The sequence below is a fragment of the Aeromonas sp. MTB genome, assembly GCF_056632455.1.
Genome location: NZ_CP147026.1, coordinates 4,339,396 through 4,354,130, shown reverse-complemented (window position 1 = coordinate 4,354,130; position 14,735 = coordinate 4,339,396). Strand labels below are relative to the sequence as shown.

At 60.9% G+C, this 14,735-nt stretch carries 12 protein-coding genes and 1 pseudogene; 7 read left to right on the top strand and 6 right to left on the bottom strand.

Going from position 1 to position 14,735, the window contains the following annotated elements:
* Positions 1–45 precede the first annotated feature (45 nt).
* The 4 genes from WBR25_RS19965 to WBR25_RS19950 all read right to left on the bottom strand — a co-directional run bounded on the left by WBR25_RS19965 (position 46) and on the right by WBR25_RS19950 (position 4,270).
* Positions 46–1,155: a YeeE/YedE thiosulfate transporter family protein gene (locus WBR25_RS19965; RefSeq protein WP_479749035.1), complete on the bottom strand. Its 1,110-nt coding sequence runs from the start codon at positions 1,153–1,155 to the stop codon at positions 46–48.
* 122 nt (positions 1,156–1,277) lie between these two features.
* Positions 1,278–2,897: a methyl-accepting chemotaxis protein gene (locus WBR25_RS19960; protein ID WP_421297259.1), complete on the bottom strand. Its 1,620-nt coding sequence runs from the start codon at positions 2,895–2,897 to the stop codon at positions 1,278–1,280.
* A gap of 180 nt (positions 2,898–3,077) precedes the next feature.
* A complete protein-coding gene (gene rarD / locus WBR25_RS19955; RefSeq protein ID WP_005356175.1) occupies positions 3,078–3,974 on the bottom strand; it encodes an EamA family transporter RarD in 897 nt (298 codons plus the stop codon).
* A 125-nt stretch (positions 3,975–4,099) separates the two neighbouring features.
* Positions 4,100–4,270 carry a hypothetical protein gene (locus WBR25_RS19950; protein ID WP_005341999.1) on the bottom strand — a complete coding sequence of 57 codons (171 nt, stop codon included), beginning with the start codon at positions 4,268–4,270 and terminating at the stop codon, positions 4,100–4,102.
* A 162-nt stretch (positions 4,271–4,432) separates the two neighbouring features.
* Here WBR25_RS19950 and WBR25_RS19945 point away from each other — a divergent pair.
* Positions 4,433–5,651: pseudogene (locus WBR25_RS19945) on the top strand (IS3 family transposase).
* 69 nt (positions 5,652–5,720) lie between these two features.
* On the opposite strand, the gene WBR25_RS19940 reads toward WBR25_RS19945, so the two are convergent.
* On the bottom strand, positions 5,721–7,217 hold the full coding sequence (locus WBR25_RS19940; protein WP_199427677.1) for an aldehyde dehydrogenase: 1,497 nt from the start codon (positions 7,215–7,217) through the stop codon (positions 5,721–5,723).
* Positions 7,218–7,341: 124 nt separating this feature from the next.
* Positions 7,342–7,884: a cupin domain-containing protein gene (locus tag WBR25_RS19935; RefSeq protein WP_005339643.1), complete on the bottom strand. Its 543-nt coding sequence runs from the start codon at positions 7,882–7,884 to the stop codon at positions 7,342–7,344.
* Between the two features lie 186 nt (positions 7,885–8,070).
* Here WBR25_RS19935 and aptA point away from each other — a divergent pair, with 186 nt between their 5' ends.
* The 6 genes from aptA to WBR25_RS19905 all read left to right on the top strand — a co-directional run bounded on the left by aptA (position 8,071) and on the right by WBR25_RS19905 (position 14,700).
* Positions 8,071–9,402: an omega-aminotransferase AptA gene (gene aptA, locus WBR25_RS19930; protein WP_042062437.1), complete on the top strand. Its 1,332-nt coding sequence runs from the start codon at positions 8,071–8,073 to the stop codon at positions 9,400–9,402.
* A gap of 90 nt (positions 9,403–9,492) precedes the next feature.
* Positions 9,493–10,989, top strand: a complete 1,497-nt coding sequence (locus tag WBR25_RS19925; protein ID WP_479749033.1) for a CoA-acylating methylmalonate-semialdehyde dehydrogenase — start codon at positions 9,493–9,495, stop codon at positions 10,987–10,989.
* Positions 10,990–11,072: 83 nt separating this feature from the next.
* Positions 11,073–11,801, top strand: coding sequence for a glutamine amidotransferase-related protein (locus WBR25_RS19920; RefSeq protein ID WP_042657337.1), 729 nt, complete (start codon positions 11,073–11,075; stop codon positions 11,799–11,801).
* A 183-nt stretch (positions 11,802–11,984) separates the two neighbouring features.
* Positions 11,985–12,956: a LysR substrate-binding domain-containing protein gene (locus WBR25_RS19915; RefSeq protein WP_005356189.1), complete on the top strand. Its 972-nt coding sequence runs from the start codon at positions 11,985–11,987 to the stop codon at positions 12,954–12,956.
* 106 nt (positions 12,957–13,062) lie between these two features.
* Positions 13,063–13,902, top strand: coding sequence for a PfkB family carbohydrate kinase (locus WBR25_RS19910; protein WP_447992516.1), 840 nt, complete (start codon positions 13,063–13,065; stop codon positions 13,900–13,902).
* Positions 13,903–14,247: 345 nt separating this feature from the next.
* Positions 14,248–14,700, top strand: a complete 453-nt coding sequence (locus WBR25_RS19905; protein WP_005339654.1) for an Rrf2 family transcriptional regulator — start codon at positions 14,248–14,250, stop codon at positions 14,698–14,700.
* Positions 14,701–14,735 lie beyond the last annotated feature (35 nt).

The window sequence follows — 14,735 nt, the reverse complement described above, 5'->3', positions numbered from 1 at the left end:
AGGCTTGGCCTCCCGTTTCTTATGGGGTGTTTACGATGTCGTGCCTCAGAGCCCGAACAGCGGGCGCAGGCGGATGCCGATGAGGCTGCCAGCGAGGGCCATCAGCATCCAGACCCAGCCGTGCAGGCTGCCAGAGGCGGTGCCATCGAAGAAGCCGCCGAGGTTGCAGGCGGCGTACATGGCGCCCATCCCCATCAACAGGCCGCCGATGATGGAGGCCAGACTGTTGCCGATCCGCATCGGGGCGAAGGTGCCGCCACCGCTCAAACAGCGCGCCAGCATGGCCCCCAGAATCCCGAGCCAGAACATGCCGACCATGGGGTTGATAAAGAGTGGCTGGGCCAGCTTGGGGTTGCCCTCGAACAGGCCGAACAGGGAGGCGCCGCGCAGCGCCATGTCATAGACGGCGCCGGTGATGGTCCAGGCCGAGCCGTGCAGAGCGACCACGGACGAGTTGAGCAGAGCTATGATGATGCCGCCGGTCAGCACGGTGAAGCGGCCATCGCGCCAGAACAGGTTGCCACCGCTGAAGAGGGGCTTGAGCTCCCCGGTGCGCTTGAGTTCGCTGTTGCGAAACAGCAGGAACAGCGCAGCGACCAGCGCCAGATTGAGCAGCATGCCGCTCCAGATATTGCCGGTCAAATCCTTGGCCAGCACCACATGGCTGGAGAAGGTAGCCTCCAGTTCGGGGCGGAACTGGTTGCTGATGAGGGTGCCGATGCCGTAGCAGATCAGCACCAGCCAGAAGCGGGGTTGTCCCTCGCCGCAGCAGTAAAGAGTGCCGGTGGCACAGACGCCTGCCAGCTGCATGCCGATGCCGAACAGGAAGGCTCCGACGATGAAGGGAATGCCGATAGCCATCACGTTACCCACCATGGCATCGCCAAACAGGGCGTGGCTAAAGGAGAGGAAGGTGGTGAACAGCAGAATTTCGATGGCGATGGTGAGCAGGTGAACCCGCACGTAGTAGCTGTTGCGTTTGGTCAGCATTTCGCGCCAACCGAATACGATGCCGAATCGACTGAAGGAGAGGGTGAAGCCGAAGCCGAATCCGATCAGGGCCATCAGAGCCCATTTCATACCAAAGGTGTTGCCAAGCCAGAGTAACGCTCCCCCCGCGATTACCACGATGGGGAGCGACCATTTTCGAGTCATGTCAGTTGATCCTTGCAGTTGGTTTTCAGAGGGGCGGATCCTATTCCCTCATGGAGTCTAATGCTACCCATTTAACCAGTGCAGAGAAAAAGGGGGGCGCTGACTCCCGTCAGTGCCGGGGCTCAATGGCGGGTGGTGTCGAGATGGAAGTGGTGAGTCTGCCTGGTCAGGATGCGGGCGTGCTGGGCGACCATGGTCGCCTCTTCGGCGGCCTGACTGGCGCTCTGGTTGGCCTCGGCCGCCAACCGCGACATCTCGCCGACCTGATGGTGGATCCCTTGTACCAGCCGGGTCTCATCGCTCATCAACTGATCGACCTGAGCGATGCGCTGGTTGATCTCCTCGCAGCTCTGCGCGATCCGGGCGACGCTCTGGCGCGCTGTCATCGTGTGAGTGACCGCCTGTTCGACCCGAGCCAGCTCGGTATCCATCTCGCTGGCGGCGCGCAGGCTGACATCCTGGATCTTGCCGATGATGGTGTTGATCTCTGTGGTGGCGCTGCCGGTGCGGGTCGCCAGCGAGCGTACTTCATCGGCCACCACGGCAAAACCGCGTCCCTGTTCGCCTGCCCGCGCCGCTTCAATGGCCGCGTTCAGCGCCAGCAGATTGGTCTGCTCCGCAATATCGTGAATGGCGCCCGCCAGCCCGGCAATCTGCTGCGAGAGGCCAGCCAGATCCGAAATGGTATGGGAGACCTGCTTCACTCCCGTGACTTGCTCCCCGATCACCTGTTCCACGGTGTGGATGGCGATCATCGCCTCTTGTGCCCGCTCTGCTGACTGCAGGGTTTGCTCCCCTACCTGATGCAGCTGGCTACCCGCCTGTTCAATGGAGTGGGTGAGCTGTTCGATGGCCTGTTCGATATGGTGGGCCGCCCCGACCTGCGCCTGACTGTCATCGGTGTGCCGTTGTGCCATGGTGGTCAGGCTGGTGGCGCGATCATCCAGCGTACTGGCGCTGCGCTGCAGGGACTCCACCAGGGTTGCCAGCTGGTCACGCATGGCCCCGATCTGGCGGATCAGCTCGCCGATGGCATCGAGGCCCGGCTCCGGCATGGGGCGGTTCAACTCCCCTTCGGCGATCGCGGCGGTGGCCTTGCCAGCGGCCAGCAGCCGCTTTTGGGTGGGGCGTCCCAGCCAGAAGATGAGCCCGGCCCCCAGCAGTGCAGCGCACAACAGCAGGCCGTAGCAGAGTCGGGTGGTGTTGGCGAGATGGGCCATTTGCTCGGCGGCATACTCGTTACCGCGGATGACGGTGGCGTCCACCCCTAGCCGGTGGGCGTTATAGAGGGTGTGCAGGCGCGCCGCAATCGTGCCCGCCTGCACCAGGTCCCCCACCTTGATGGCGGGGACAAACTTGTCGTTGAGCAACTGCCAGAACAGCTCCCCCTGCACTTTTTGCTCCCCCAGCAGCAGCTCTCTGAGGGGCTCGTTCAGGTTGCTCTCTTGCCAGAAGCGGTTACGGCTCTCGAACTCTTGCTGAAGCCGGGTGAGGGTTTGCAGCAGGGGCTCCCGCTCCTCCGGTTTGGCATGGAGCAGGGTGTAGACCTGCAACTGGGATTCGATGAGGTAGAGGGGCGGCGGCAGAATATCGGCTACCACATCCTTCCCATGTCCCATCTGATCGGCTGCGATCCGGACCGAATAAAGCCCGAAAAAGCTGATGGAGATCAGCGTGATAATGACCATGATCCCCAGAATCTGACCAAAGAGTAGGGATCTGTCGTGAATGTGCTTGAGCATGTTGCCTCCATTCGGCTCCGTTCATGGATAGCATAGCTCTCTGGCGGGATAGTGAGACTCGGGTGTGGTCTGTTGATGGCGAGTCGGCTCTGGAGAAGGGGAAGTCGCAGTCTGAAAACCGCCGGTGGCACGAAAAAGAACCCCGGCTGATGAGCCGGGGTCGATGGTGGTGAGGCGGTGTCAGGTCCGGCTTGGCGCGGCTTTGCCGCTGCGCAGCCCATCCAGACTGAACAGTACCAGCGCGCTCCAGATGCAGGCGAAGGTGAGCAGTTTGTCCATCGCCAGCGCCTCCCCATAGAGGGTGACCGCGAGGATGAACATCAGGCTGGGCCCTATGTACTGGAAGAAGCCCAGGGTGGAGAGCTTGAGCCTGGTTGCGGCGGCGGTGAAGCAAAGCAGGGGGGCCGTGGTGACGGCGCCTGCGGCGATCAGCAGCAGGTTGAGGTGCCAGTCGTTCTGGGTGAGATGGCTGGTGGGGCTGTCGGCAAAGCCCCACAGATAGATGGCCGCTGGCGGCAGCATGATCATGGTTTCGATCAGCAGACCGGTGAGGGCATCGAGGGCCAGTTTTTTGCGCACCAGCCCATAGATAGCGAAACTCGACGCCAGCACCAGCGCAATCCAGGGCAAGGAGCCAAAGGCGATAAGCTGGATCGCCACCCCGGCAAAGGCCAGCGCCACCGCCCACCACTGCAGGCGGCGCAGCTTCTCGCTCAGAAACACCATTCCCAACAGTACGTTGAACAGCGGGTTGATGTAGTAGCCGAGGCTGGCATCCAGCATGTGACCGTTGTTGATGGCCCAGATGAACAGCAGCCAGTTGCCGCCGACGGTAACCGAGGTAAACGCTAGGGTGAGCAACACTTTTGGCTGGCGCAGCACCGCCTGCACCTTGTGCCACTGACGGCCTGCCAGGGTCAGTACCATCAGCAGCACGCAGGACCAGATCATCCGGTGGGTCAGGATTTCGGCGGCCGGAACGGCAGAGATGGTCTTGAAATAGATGGGGGCTATGCCCCAAAGGGTATAGGCGCACAGGGCGTAGATGACGCCCTGACGCTGGATCTGTTGCGGCATGCGGATGACCTTTACTGAAGCGTTGGATGCGGGAAAACATCGCAAAAAATCAGTGTAGCGATCCTTTTGCGGGGAAAGAAGCGAATAAACGAAGTTTGAGGGATAAGAGGAGTGTGGCTGGCCGGTCAGCCTTTACCGCGGCGGATCTTGTCGACATCCATCAACAGCCACAGCATCAGGGCGATGGCGGAGATCCAGGGGCCCCAGGTCACGTAGGCCTCGCCGTGCCCCAGCACGAAGAACAGCAGGGGCAAACCGATCACCAGAAAAAGTACGCTTCCCAGAAAAAATAGCATTTTTGTCTTTATATTTAACATGTTGGCTTTTTTATCATTATAAGGATTGAGCCCGGTGATGGAAGGCCAAAAATGCAAAAGGGGGATTTCTCCCCCTTTTTGATCCGATTGTCCCGTCCTGAATATGGTTTACACCTTTCCCCCCAATACATGGAGAACCCGATGGGACAAGGTGTGAAACGAACACAGCGCGATTACTCACTGACTTTTAAACTGGCACTGGTCGAGCAGATTGAAAAAGGCGAGCTCAGTTGCCAGCAAGCACAAGCCCGATATGGCATTCAGGGCAATTCGACCATTCTGGTATGGTTACGTAAACATGGTCGGCAAGATTGGAGCCAGGGGGCTTCTGTACGTGCCGGCAGGAGCATCACCATGCCTGACCCCGACAACCAGACGCCAGAACAGCGCATCAAGGAACTTGAGCAACAGCTGGCGCTGATGAGCCAGAAGGCCCAGTTCTTTGAGGCCGTCGTCGATGTACTGAAGAATGACTACGGCGTCTCCATCGTAAAAAAGCGACCCGGCAAGTCCTCTCGCAGCGGCAAGTCGAGAAGCTGACCATCGTCAGGGCTTGCCTGTTTCTGGGGATAAGCCGGCAGGCTTACTACAAGCGCAATCGGGTCGCCGACGAGCGCCATGCTCAAGGGCTGCAGGTGGTGCGCTTTGTGCGTCAGGTTCGACTGCGACAACCTCGGGTGGGTACTCGCAAGCTGCATTATCTGCTCCAGGGTAAGGATGATGGCGGGCTCAAGGTCGGGCGGGACAGGTTGTTTCGGATATTGGCCGAGCACCGCCTGCTGGTGCCACCCAGACGGGCTTATCACAAGACCACCCACAGTTTTCACCGTTTCTACCGTCATCCCAACTTGCTCAAGGCGGGGCCAGAGCAGGTCACGCCGGTGGCCCCGGAGCAGGTCTGGGTCGCTGATATCACCTATCTGCCAGCCAGGAGCGGACCGCTGTACCTGAGCCTGGTGACGGATGCGTACTCACGCAAGATAGTGGTCATCACGTGCACGAAGGGATGCACGCCGAGTCGGTGGCGATGGCGTTCAAGAAAGCGCTGAAGCAACGACGTGGCAGCGGGGAGCTAATCCATCACTCGGACCGCGGCGTGCAGTATTGCTCGGGGCTGTATCAGTCATTACATGAACGGTACGGGGTGAAATGCTCGATGACGGATGGGTATGACTGTTACCAGAATGCGTTGGCGGAGCGGGTGAACGGGATTTTGAAAGGAGAGTTATTGTTGCAAAGCCCGCAGGATTTGACGCAAGCGCGGGAAATGGTGCGTGAAGCGGTGGATATTTACAACGCGGAGCGGCCGCATCATGCGTTGAAATACAGAACCCCCGATGCGGTACATAGAGGGTTCTGAGTAGAAAAATGCTAGTTGAAAATGTGTAAACCTATTTCAGGACTAGACAGATACTGCTGCTTTGTCGTGTTAATCCAGCTGAATCCAGGTGCTTTTCAGCTCGGTGTACTTCTCCAGCGCATGAAGTGACTTGTCGCGACCGTTACCGGACTGTTTGAAGCCGCCAAACGGCATGGTCATGTCGCCACCGTCCCAGTTGTTGACGAACACAGTACCGGCGCGCAGGGCGCGGGAACCTTTCACCGCCTTGTTGAGATCAGCCGTCCAGATCGCCGCCGCCAGCCCATAGTCGGTGTCGTTGCCGAGCGCAATGGCTTCTTCCAGCGTATCGAAGCCGGTCACCGCCAGCACAGGGCCGAAGATCTCCTCGCGGAATATGCGCATCTGCGGGGTCACGTCGTCGAAAATAGTGGGTTCGATATAGAAGCCGCCACTCTCCATATTGGTGCGGTTGCCACCCAGCAGCAGCTTGGCCCCCTCCTGCTTGCCAATCTCGATATAGCGCAGCACCTGCTCCATCTGGATGTGATCCACCATGGCGCCGATGCGGGTCGCAGGGTCGAGCGGGTTGGCCGAGATCCACTCGCGGGCATGGGCCAGCAGTCGCTCCATAAATTGCGGTTTGATGCTGTTTTGTACCAGCAGGCGGGAGGCGGCGGTGCACACCTCGCCCTGGTTGTAGAAGATAGCGCCAGCGGCGCTCTTGGCCGCAGCGTCTAGATCCGGTGCGTCGGCCAGTATGATGTTGGGGCTCTTGCCGCCGCACTCCATAAAGGCGCGCTTGAGGTTGGACTTGCCGGAGCACTCCACCAGATGTTTACCGATCTTGGTGGAGCCGGTGAAAGTGATGCAATCCACGTCCATGTGCATGGCCAGCGCCTCGCCCACGGTGTGGCCAAAGCCCGGCAGCACGTTGAACACACCGTCCGGAATGCCCGCTTCCTTGGCCAGACCTGCGATACGCAGGGCGGTCAGGGGGGATTTTTCGGAAGGCTTGAGAATGACCGAGTTGCCGGTAGCGAGCGCTGGGCCCAGCTTCCAGCAGGCCATCACCAGCGGGAAGTTCCAGGGCACGATGGCGGCGACCACCCCGAGCGCTTCGCGGGTCACCAGCGCCAGTGCTGACTCCTCCACCGGGGCGACCTGATCGTAAATCTTGTCGATCGCTTCGGCGTTCCAGGCGATGCAGTTGGCGGCGGCGGGGGCGTCATAGCCCATGGCGTCGCCGATGGGTTTGCCCATATCCAGCGACTCCAGCAGCGCCAGCTCAACCTTGTTGAGGCGCATCAGCTCGGCGAAACGCTGCATGATCTGTTTGCGCTGTTTCGGCGGCAGGCCGCTCCAACGCTTGTCGTTGAAGGCGTCACGCGCAGCCTGTACCGCCAGTTCGGCATCGGCGGCATCGCAGGCAGCCACCTTGGTCAGCAGCTTGCCGTTGGCCGGGTTGATGCAATCGAAGGTGGCGCCATTGACGGCATCCCGATAGCTGCCGTTGATAAAGGCTTGCGAGGGCAGGGTCAGATGGGCGGCCTTGTGTTGCCACTGGGCCAGGGTCAGGTCACTCATGTTCACTCCTTGAACCGGCAAAAGTCAGATTCCGCGTATCAATATGCTAAACATCCTGCCGCTTGTAAATCCACCTTGTAACAATTCATTAAACATTGCCCCCCTGCCGATGCGCCTCTGAATGTCAGAAACTGGCGGGGGTGTTGGCCGAAATCAGCACGCACTCCTGCTCGCCGCTATTGCGAAAACGGTGGGGGGTGCGGCTGTCGAAGTAGTAGCCATCCCCGGCGCCCAGCAGGTAGATCTGCTCGCCCACGGTCACTTCAACTTCGCCCTTGATGACGATGCCGCACTCTTCACCCTCGTGGCTCAGCATGTCGTCGCCGGTGTCGGCGCCCGGTGGCAGCACCTCCTGCAACATGCCGATGGCGCGGTTGGCTCGGCTGTGCCCGACCAGCCGGTAGCTGATGGGATGCGTGCCGAGATCCGGCATATCGGCGGCGCGGAAGATCACTTCGGTGCCCATTTCGGTCTCTTCGGTGAAGAAGCTGGCCAGCGACATGGGGATCCCTTCCAGCACCTTGCGCAGGGAGGCGACAGAGGGGCTCACCTGATTTTTCTCGATCTGGGAGATAAATCCGTTGGTCACACCGGAGCGCTTGGCCAGCTCGCGCTGGGAGAGGGCCGCCTTGGTGCGAACCGCCTTGAGGCGGTGACCGATATCCATCTATAGACACTCCTTGACTGTTTACTATTATTAAAATTGTGTTAAATATCTTATACCACCCTGCTGATGCGTCTAGCTAGGGGTGGCACCAGACAGGGCGATAACGGGCCCTTTTTTATGGATTCAGGTGTTTAATTTAATAGGCATTGGCCGACAGTTGCTAAACACCTTAAGGATGAGGTGACCATGAAACCGATCAGCGACATCAATACGCCCTCCGACATGTCCGCCTTCTGGATGCCGTTCACCGCCAACCAGCAGTTCAAGGCGGCGCCGCGTATCCTGAAGTCGGCAGAGGGGATGTATTATCACTCAGAGGATGGCCGCAAGATACTGGATGGCACAGCCGGACTCTGGTGTTGCAACGCGGGCCATGGTCGGCGCGAGATTGCCGAGGCGGTCTCCCAGCAGATTTCCCACCTCGATTTCGCCCCCACTTTCCAGATGGGCCACCCCCTGCCGTTCGAGCTGGCCAACCGGCTGGTGGAGATCGCTCCCAAGGGCTTTGGCCACGTTTTCTACACCAACTCCGGTTCCGAGTCGGTCGATACCGCGCTAAAAATCGCGCTGGCTTGGCAGCGGGCTCGCGGTCAGGGCACTCGCACCCGACTGATTGGCCGCGAGCGTGGCTATCACGGGGTCGGCTTTGGCGGCATCTCGGTGGGGGGCATTCCCGGTAACCGCAAGTGGTTCGGCTCCCTGCTGACCGGGGTGGATCATCTGCCGCATACCCTCAATATCGCCAAGAACGCTTTCACCAAAGGGCTGCCCGAGGAGGATGTGGCGCTGGCCGACGAGCTGGAGAAGATCGTCTTTCTGCACGATGCCAGCAATATCGCGGCGGTGATCGTCGAGCCCATCGCTGGCAGTACCGGCGTGCTGATGCCGCCCAAAGGCTATCTCAAGCGGCTGCGGGAGATCTGTACCAAGCACGGCATCCTGCTGATTTTTGACGAGGTGATCACCGGTTTCGGCCGTCTCGGTTCCCCCTTCGCCGCACAGGAGTTCGATGTCATCCCCGATATGATCACCTGCGCCAAGGGGCTCACCAACGGCGCCATCCCCATGGGGGCGGTGTTGGTGCAGAAGCACATTTATGACGACATGATGGCGGCAGGCAAGGGGGCCATCGAGCTGTTCCACGGTTATACCTACTCCGGTCACCCGGTGGCCGCCGCAGCCGGGCTGGCGACCCTCGAGATCTATCGCAACGAGAACCTGCTCAGCCGCGCCGCCGATCTGGCGGGTTACTGGGAGGAGGCGGCCCATTCGCTGAAGGGCTGCAAGCATGTGAAGGATGTGCGCAACTACGGGCTGGTGGCGGGCATTGAGCTCGAGTCTATGCCGGATGCGCCGGGCAAGCGTGCCTACGAGGTGTTCGTGCGCTGCTTCGAGAAGGGAGCACTGATCCGGGTGACCGGCGACATCATCGCTCTGTCGCCACCTCTCATCATTGAGCGCAGCCAGATCGACGATCTCTTCACCCTGCTGCAGGATGTCCTGCAGGCCCAACCCTAACCCATTTGGTGGCCCCGCTCTGGCGGGGCTTTGCGTTGCCTCGTTTTGACGAGCGCTGCGCCACCACGAATCAGTCATCACGGAGGATACATGACATACAGGGTCAGCAACTTCATCAATGGCCAGCTGCAGGAGAGTCGTAGCGAGCGCCAGGGGGCCATCTTCAATCCCGCCTGCGGCAAGCAGCAGGGGAGCGTCGGGCTTTCTAGCGCCGCCGAGTGTCAGGAGGCGATCGCCATCGCCGAGCGCGCCTTTGCCGACTGGTCTCAAACCCCGCCGCTGGTGCGGGCCCGGGTCTTTTTCCGCTTCAAGGAGTTGATGGAGCAGCACAGGGACGAGCTGGCCCAGCTTATCAGTCGCGAGCACGGCAAGGTCTTCTCCGATGCGCAGGGTGAGCTGACCCGCGGGCTGGAGGTGGTGGAGTTTGCCTGCGGCATTCCCCATCTGCTCAAGGGGGAGCACTCCCTCAACGTCGGGCGCGGGGTAGACAGCTACTCCATGATGCAGCCGGTGGGGGTCTGCGCCGGTATCACCCCGTTCAACTTCCCAGCCATGGTGCCGCTCTGGATGTTCCCGGTCGCCATCGCCTGCGGCAACACCTTCATTCTCAAGCCCTCCGAGAAGGATCCCTCCCTCTCGTTGCGGATGGCCGAGCTGCTCAAGGAGGCCGGTCTGCCGGATGGCGTGCTCAACGTGGTGAACGGTGACAAGGAGGTGGTGGACGTGTTGCTGACTGATCCACGGGTCGGAGCCGTGTCGTTTGTCGGTTCCACCCCCATCGCCCAGTACATCTATGCCACCGCCTCGGCCCACGGCAAACGGGTGCAGGCGCTGGGCGGTGCCAAGAACCACATGGTGGTGATGCCGGATGCGGATCTCGATCAGGCGGTCTCCGCCCTGATGGGGGCTGCTTATGGGGCGGCGGGCGAGCGCTGCATGGCCATTTCGGTGGCCGTGGTGGTGGGTGACGAGACCGCCGATGCCCTGGTGGCCAAGCTGACACCGCTGGTGGAAAAACTGCGAGTGGGCCCGGGGTTGGGCCAGAGCCCGGAGAACGAGATGGGGCCGCTCATCAGCAAGGAGCATCTGGCCAAGGTGCGTGGCTACGTTGATCAGGGGGTAGCCGAGGGGGCCGCGCTGCGGGTCGATGGTCGCACGCTGAGCCACGACGAGGGTTACTTTATCGGGGGCTGCCTGTTTGACGAGGTGACGCCAGAGATGCGTATCTACCGCGAGGAGATCTTCGGCCCTGTGCTCGCCATCGTGCGGGCGCCGGACTACGAGACGGCGCTACGCCTCATCAATGAACATGAGTACGGCAACGGCACCGCCATCTTTACCTGTGATGGGGATACCGCGCGGGACTTCACGGCGCGGGTGCAGGTCGGTATGGTAGGGGTGAACGTTCCCATTCCGGTGCCGATGGCGTTTCACAGCTTTGGCGGCTGGAAGCGCTCCATCTTCGGGCCGCTCAACATGCACGGGCCGGACGGGGTTCGCTTTTATACCCGGATGAAGACGGTGACGGCGCGCTGGCCCCAGAGCCTGCGCAGTGGTGCCGAGTTCTCCATGCCGACCATGAAGTGACGCGCTGGCGCGTGCTCATGGCCTAACCTCTTGCCCCCGCCGGTCAATGATTGGCGGGGGCGAACTCTGTAAAGGAACAACAGATGCGATTGGGAATTCTCGATTGTGACCGGCTCGATCCCGATCTGGCGGATCGTTTTGGCCCCGTTTACTCCGAGATGTTTATCAGGGGCTTTGCTGCCCTGGCCCCCGAACTGGAATTTCGGGTCTGGTCGGCTCTTGATGGGGAATTGCCGGAGGATCTGCACGAGTGCGATGCCTGGCTCATCACCGGCTCGCGCCACGATGCTTACAGCGATATCCCCTGGATTCAGGCACTGCGGGCGTGGATCCGCCAGGCGCACGATGCCGACGTCAAGCTGGCCGGTGTCTGCTTCGGTCATCAGGTGATCGCCCAGGCGCTGGGCGGCGAGGTGGTGAAGTCCACCAAGGGGTGGGGGCTGGGGGTGGCGGTGCATCCCATGCTGGCGGATGCGCCCTGGATGGCGCCGGCGCGAGATCAGATCCGCATTCTGGCCAGCCATCAGGATCAGGTGGCCCTGCTGCCGCCGGGGGCAACCCGGCTGGCGGGCAATGATTTTTGTCCCAACTTCATGTTTTTGCAGGGGGATCACATCGTCGCCATTCAGGGGCATCCGGAGTTCTCGGTGGAGTACAACCGGGCGCTGATCGAGCGGCGCCGTGGCTTGTTGCCCGACGAGCGCTACCAGAGCAGCCTCTCCTCGCTGGAGGGGGAGGTGGATTCGGCGACCATGATGCAGTGGCTGCTGCAGTTTTTGGGGATCCTGCCGCTGCGGGCTGGCGCGGCCTGAGCCCGGTTTGTCAGCCACCCCTTCGGATGCTAGATTTTGTAGCAAAATGAAGGATCAAGCGCTGAGATGTCGGGATCGGATGGTACACTGGCCGCCCATGTGGCGGCCTGTTTGTCTGGCTTGATTGCCGTCCCGGCCTGAGCCAAACCTGTCTGAGCCAAACCAGTGTGAGAGTGTGACGCCTTGAAACTACAGCAATTGAAGTATTTGATCGCGATCCGGGACCACAACCTCAATGTGTCCGTGGCTTCCGATGCGCTCTTCACCAGTCAGCCGGGGGTCAGCAAACAGATCGGCCTGCTGGAGAGCGAGCTGGGGGTGCGGATCTTCGAGCGCCGTGGCAAGCACCTGCACCGTATCACGCCGGTGGGGGAAGAGATCATCAAGTGTGCCGAGGCGATGCTCAACATCGAGAGCAAGATCAAGGCGATCTCCCGCGAGTATCTTGACCCGACCGTGGGCACCCTCAATATTCACACCACCCACACCATCGCCCGCTACCTGCTGCCCAAGTCGGTCACCTACTTCACCAAGAAGTATCCCAAGATTTCGTTCCACCTCCATCCGGTGATGTCGGCGAGCAAGGAGCAGATCAGCAAGGGTTACTCCGATTTCTCCATCGTTGCCCACGAAATTGGCTTCGACAAGGAGCTGATCGCGCTGCCCGCCTACCTCTGGACTCTCTCGCTGGTGGTGCCGCAGGATCACCCGCTGGCCAAGGTGAAGAAGCCGACCCTGGAGCAGCTCTGCCACTACCCGATCCTCAGTTACGAGAGTGGTGCCACTGGCCGTCAGGTGCAGGACGAGGTGTTCCATGCCGCCGGTCTCACCCCGAGCTACTACATGACGGTGATGGACGCCGGGGTGATCAAGCGCTACGTGGAGCTGGGCTTTGGCATCGGCATCATCTCCTCGCTGGTGGCCAACGACACCGACAGCCCCGGGCTGGTCTCCATCAATCTGGAGCACCTGTTCAAGCCCTGTCCGGCTCAGATCTGTTTCAGCAAGAGCATCTTGCTGCAGAACTACATGTATGACTTCATCAGCTCCTTCTCGCCCCACCTCACCAAAGAGGTGATCCAGAGCGTGATGCAGCAGCCGAGTCAGGCGCGCATCGACGAGCTGCTGGCCGGGGTGGAGCTGCCCATCTATTGATCCCGATCGGATTCCCGATCGCTGCCGGTTGTCTCTTCTGTCAGGCTGGGCTCTACTCGGGGTTCAGCCTGTCTCTTTTGGGCTATCTCCATCGTCCGAGGTCTCTATGTCCCGCATTCTGCTGCTTGCCAATCTCAACTGTGATCATGTGCTCTCCCTCTCCGAACCGCTGGTGGCGGGGGCCCGGCTGCAATATGTGGATCAGGGGCGCAGGCTGGGCGGTGGCGCCGCCAATACCGGCATCGGGCTGGTGTGGGCGGGTCACGAGGTGACCATTGCCTCACGCATCGGGCTGGACGAGACCGGCGACTGGCTGCTGGAGCAGGCGGCCGGTTACGGGCTGGATTGCAGCCATGTGGAGCGCTTTGGCGGCGAGACCGGCGAGCTGCTGATCCTGGTGGACTCCACTGGCGAGCGCACCATACTGCGCCGCCCGCGGCGTCCCGATCTGCCCGGCGATCTGCCGCTGGAGGGGGTGGATTGCCTCTATGTGAACTATCCCGGCACCGCCATCATCTGCTACATGCGCCAGATGCTCGGCAAGAGCTTCGTGGTGGCCCAGTATCCCAAGGGCGGCCAAGCGCGCCGTCCCTGCCATGTGCTGGTGGCCTCCCGCTCCGATCTCGGCGAGGTGAGCGACCCCTGGCAACATGCCCGTCAGCTGGCGGGGGAGCAGCTCGAATGGCTGGTGTTGACCGAAGGCAAGGCAGGCGCCGTGGCCATCCACGGCGACGAGCAGATTAGGGTTGCCGCCCGTCCTGTTTCGGTGGTCGATACCACAGGGGCGGGGGATGCTTTCGCTGGTGGATTGATCCACGGATTGGCGCGGGGCATGGCCATCAAGGATGCGTTGCAGTGCGCGGTGGACTGGGGCGCGTTTGCCGTCGCCTCCGAGAGCTCCATCCCATCGGTCGCGCTGAAAAACTGGCTGAAACAGCCTCACTGAACCACCTCTCTGGCTGTCAATTCAGGGGCGGTTCGCGGGCCATATGGCTGCTGGTCGAATGGGCTTGGTGAGGGGGACTGTTCGGGAGATTTACCCGCCATAAAGCGGGTAAACGCCGGGCTAACCCGGCAAGTTTGCGATCAATCAAAGAAAGTGTCGATTTATGTGCATCTTCATCGACACCCGGTTGTGCTGCTCTTAACCTGTCACTCCGCAACTCAGATTAAGAGACAGGCCCCCCTCTGGCGAACCAATGGGCAAACAGAGGCAAACCGGTTGTCTCCTGCCTCTTAGCTCAACGTTGTCGTCCTGATTCCTGGCTTGTAGTAAGAGGCAAGTGCGACCATGCAACTGACACGATTTACCGACTACGCCCTGCGTACCCTGACCTTCCTGGCGGTTCAGCCGGGGGATCGTCTGTCGACCATTACCGAAGTGGCCGATACCTTCGGCATCTCTCGCAACCACGTGGTCAAAATTGTGCACCAGCTTGGCATCAAGGGGTACATCGAGACGGTACGCGGCAAGCACGGTGGCATCCGGCTCGGTCGCTCGGCGGTCTCCATCAATTTGCGGGATGTGGTGATGGACATGGAGCATGTGCTCTGTCCGGTCGATTGCAAGCGGGAGAACTGCCGTCTCTCCGGCGGCTGCCGTATTCAGGGCATTCTGCGTCGCGCCATGAACGCCTTTCTCGAAGTGCTGGGCGAGTACACCCTGGCCGATGCGGTGCGCGATCCCAACCGTCTCTGCCACCTGCTGGGTATCGAGCAAGAGACGATTGTGACCATGGCCTGACGGGGCGCGGGATAACGAACAAGATGTGAAAGGGG

What these genes read in the sequence shown, in the direction of transcription:
- WBR25_RS19920 (WP_042657337.1), top strand. Translation starts at nt 11,073, where the DNA reads ATGCGATTGGGAATTCTCGATTGTGACCGGCTCGATCCCGATCTGGCG.
- WBR25_RS19935 (WP_005339643.1), bottom strand. Translation starts at nt 7,884, where the DNA reads ATGGATATCGGTCACCGCCTCAAGGCGGTTCGCACCAAGGCGGCCCTC.
- WBR25_RS19905 (WP_005339654.1), top strand. Translation starts at nt 14,248, where the DNA reads ATGCAACTGACACGATTTACCGACTACGCCCTGCGTACCCTGACCTTC.
- WBR25_RS19960 (WP_421297259.1), bottom strand. Translation starts at nt 2,897, where the DNA reads ATGCTCAAGCACATTCACGACAGATCCCTACTCTTTGGTCAGATTCTG.
- WBR25_RS19965 (WP_479749035.1), bottom strand. Translation starts at nt 1,155, where the DNA reads ATGACTCGAAAATGGTCGCTCCCCATCGTGGTAATCGCGGGGGGAGCG.
- aptA (WP_042062437.1), top strand. Translation starts at nt 8,071, where the DNA reads ATGAAACCGATCAGCGACATCAATACGCCCTCCGACATGTCCGCCTTC.
- WBR25_RS19940 (WP_199427677.1), bottom strand. Translation starts at nt 7,217, where the DNA reads ATGAGTGACCTGACCCTGGCCCAGTGGCAACACAAGGCCGCCCATCTG.
- WBR25_RS19950 (WP_005341999.1), bottom strand. Translation starts at nt 4,270, where the DNA reads ATGCTATTTTTTCTGGGAAGCGTACTTTTTCTGGTGATCGGTTTGCCC.
- rarD (WP_005356175.1), bottom strand. Translation starts at nt 3,974, where the DNA reads ATGCCGCAACAGATCCAGCGTCAGGGCGTCATCTACGCCCTGTGCGCC.
- WBR25_RS19925 (WP_479749033.1), top strand. Translation starts at nt 9,493, where the DNA reads ATGACATACAGGGTCAGCAACTTCATCAATGGCCAGCTGCAGGAGAGT.
- WBR25_RS19910 (WP_447992516.1), top strand. Translation starts at nt 13,063, where the DNA reads ATGTCCCGCATTCTGCTGCTTGCCAATCTCAACTGTGATCATGTGCTC.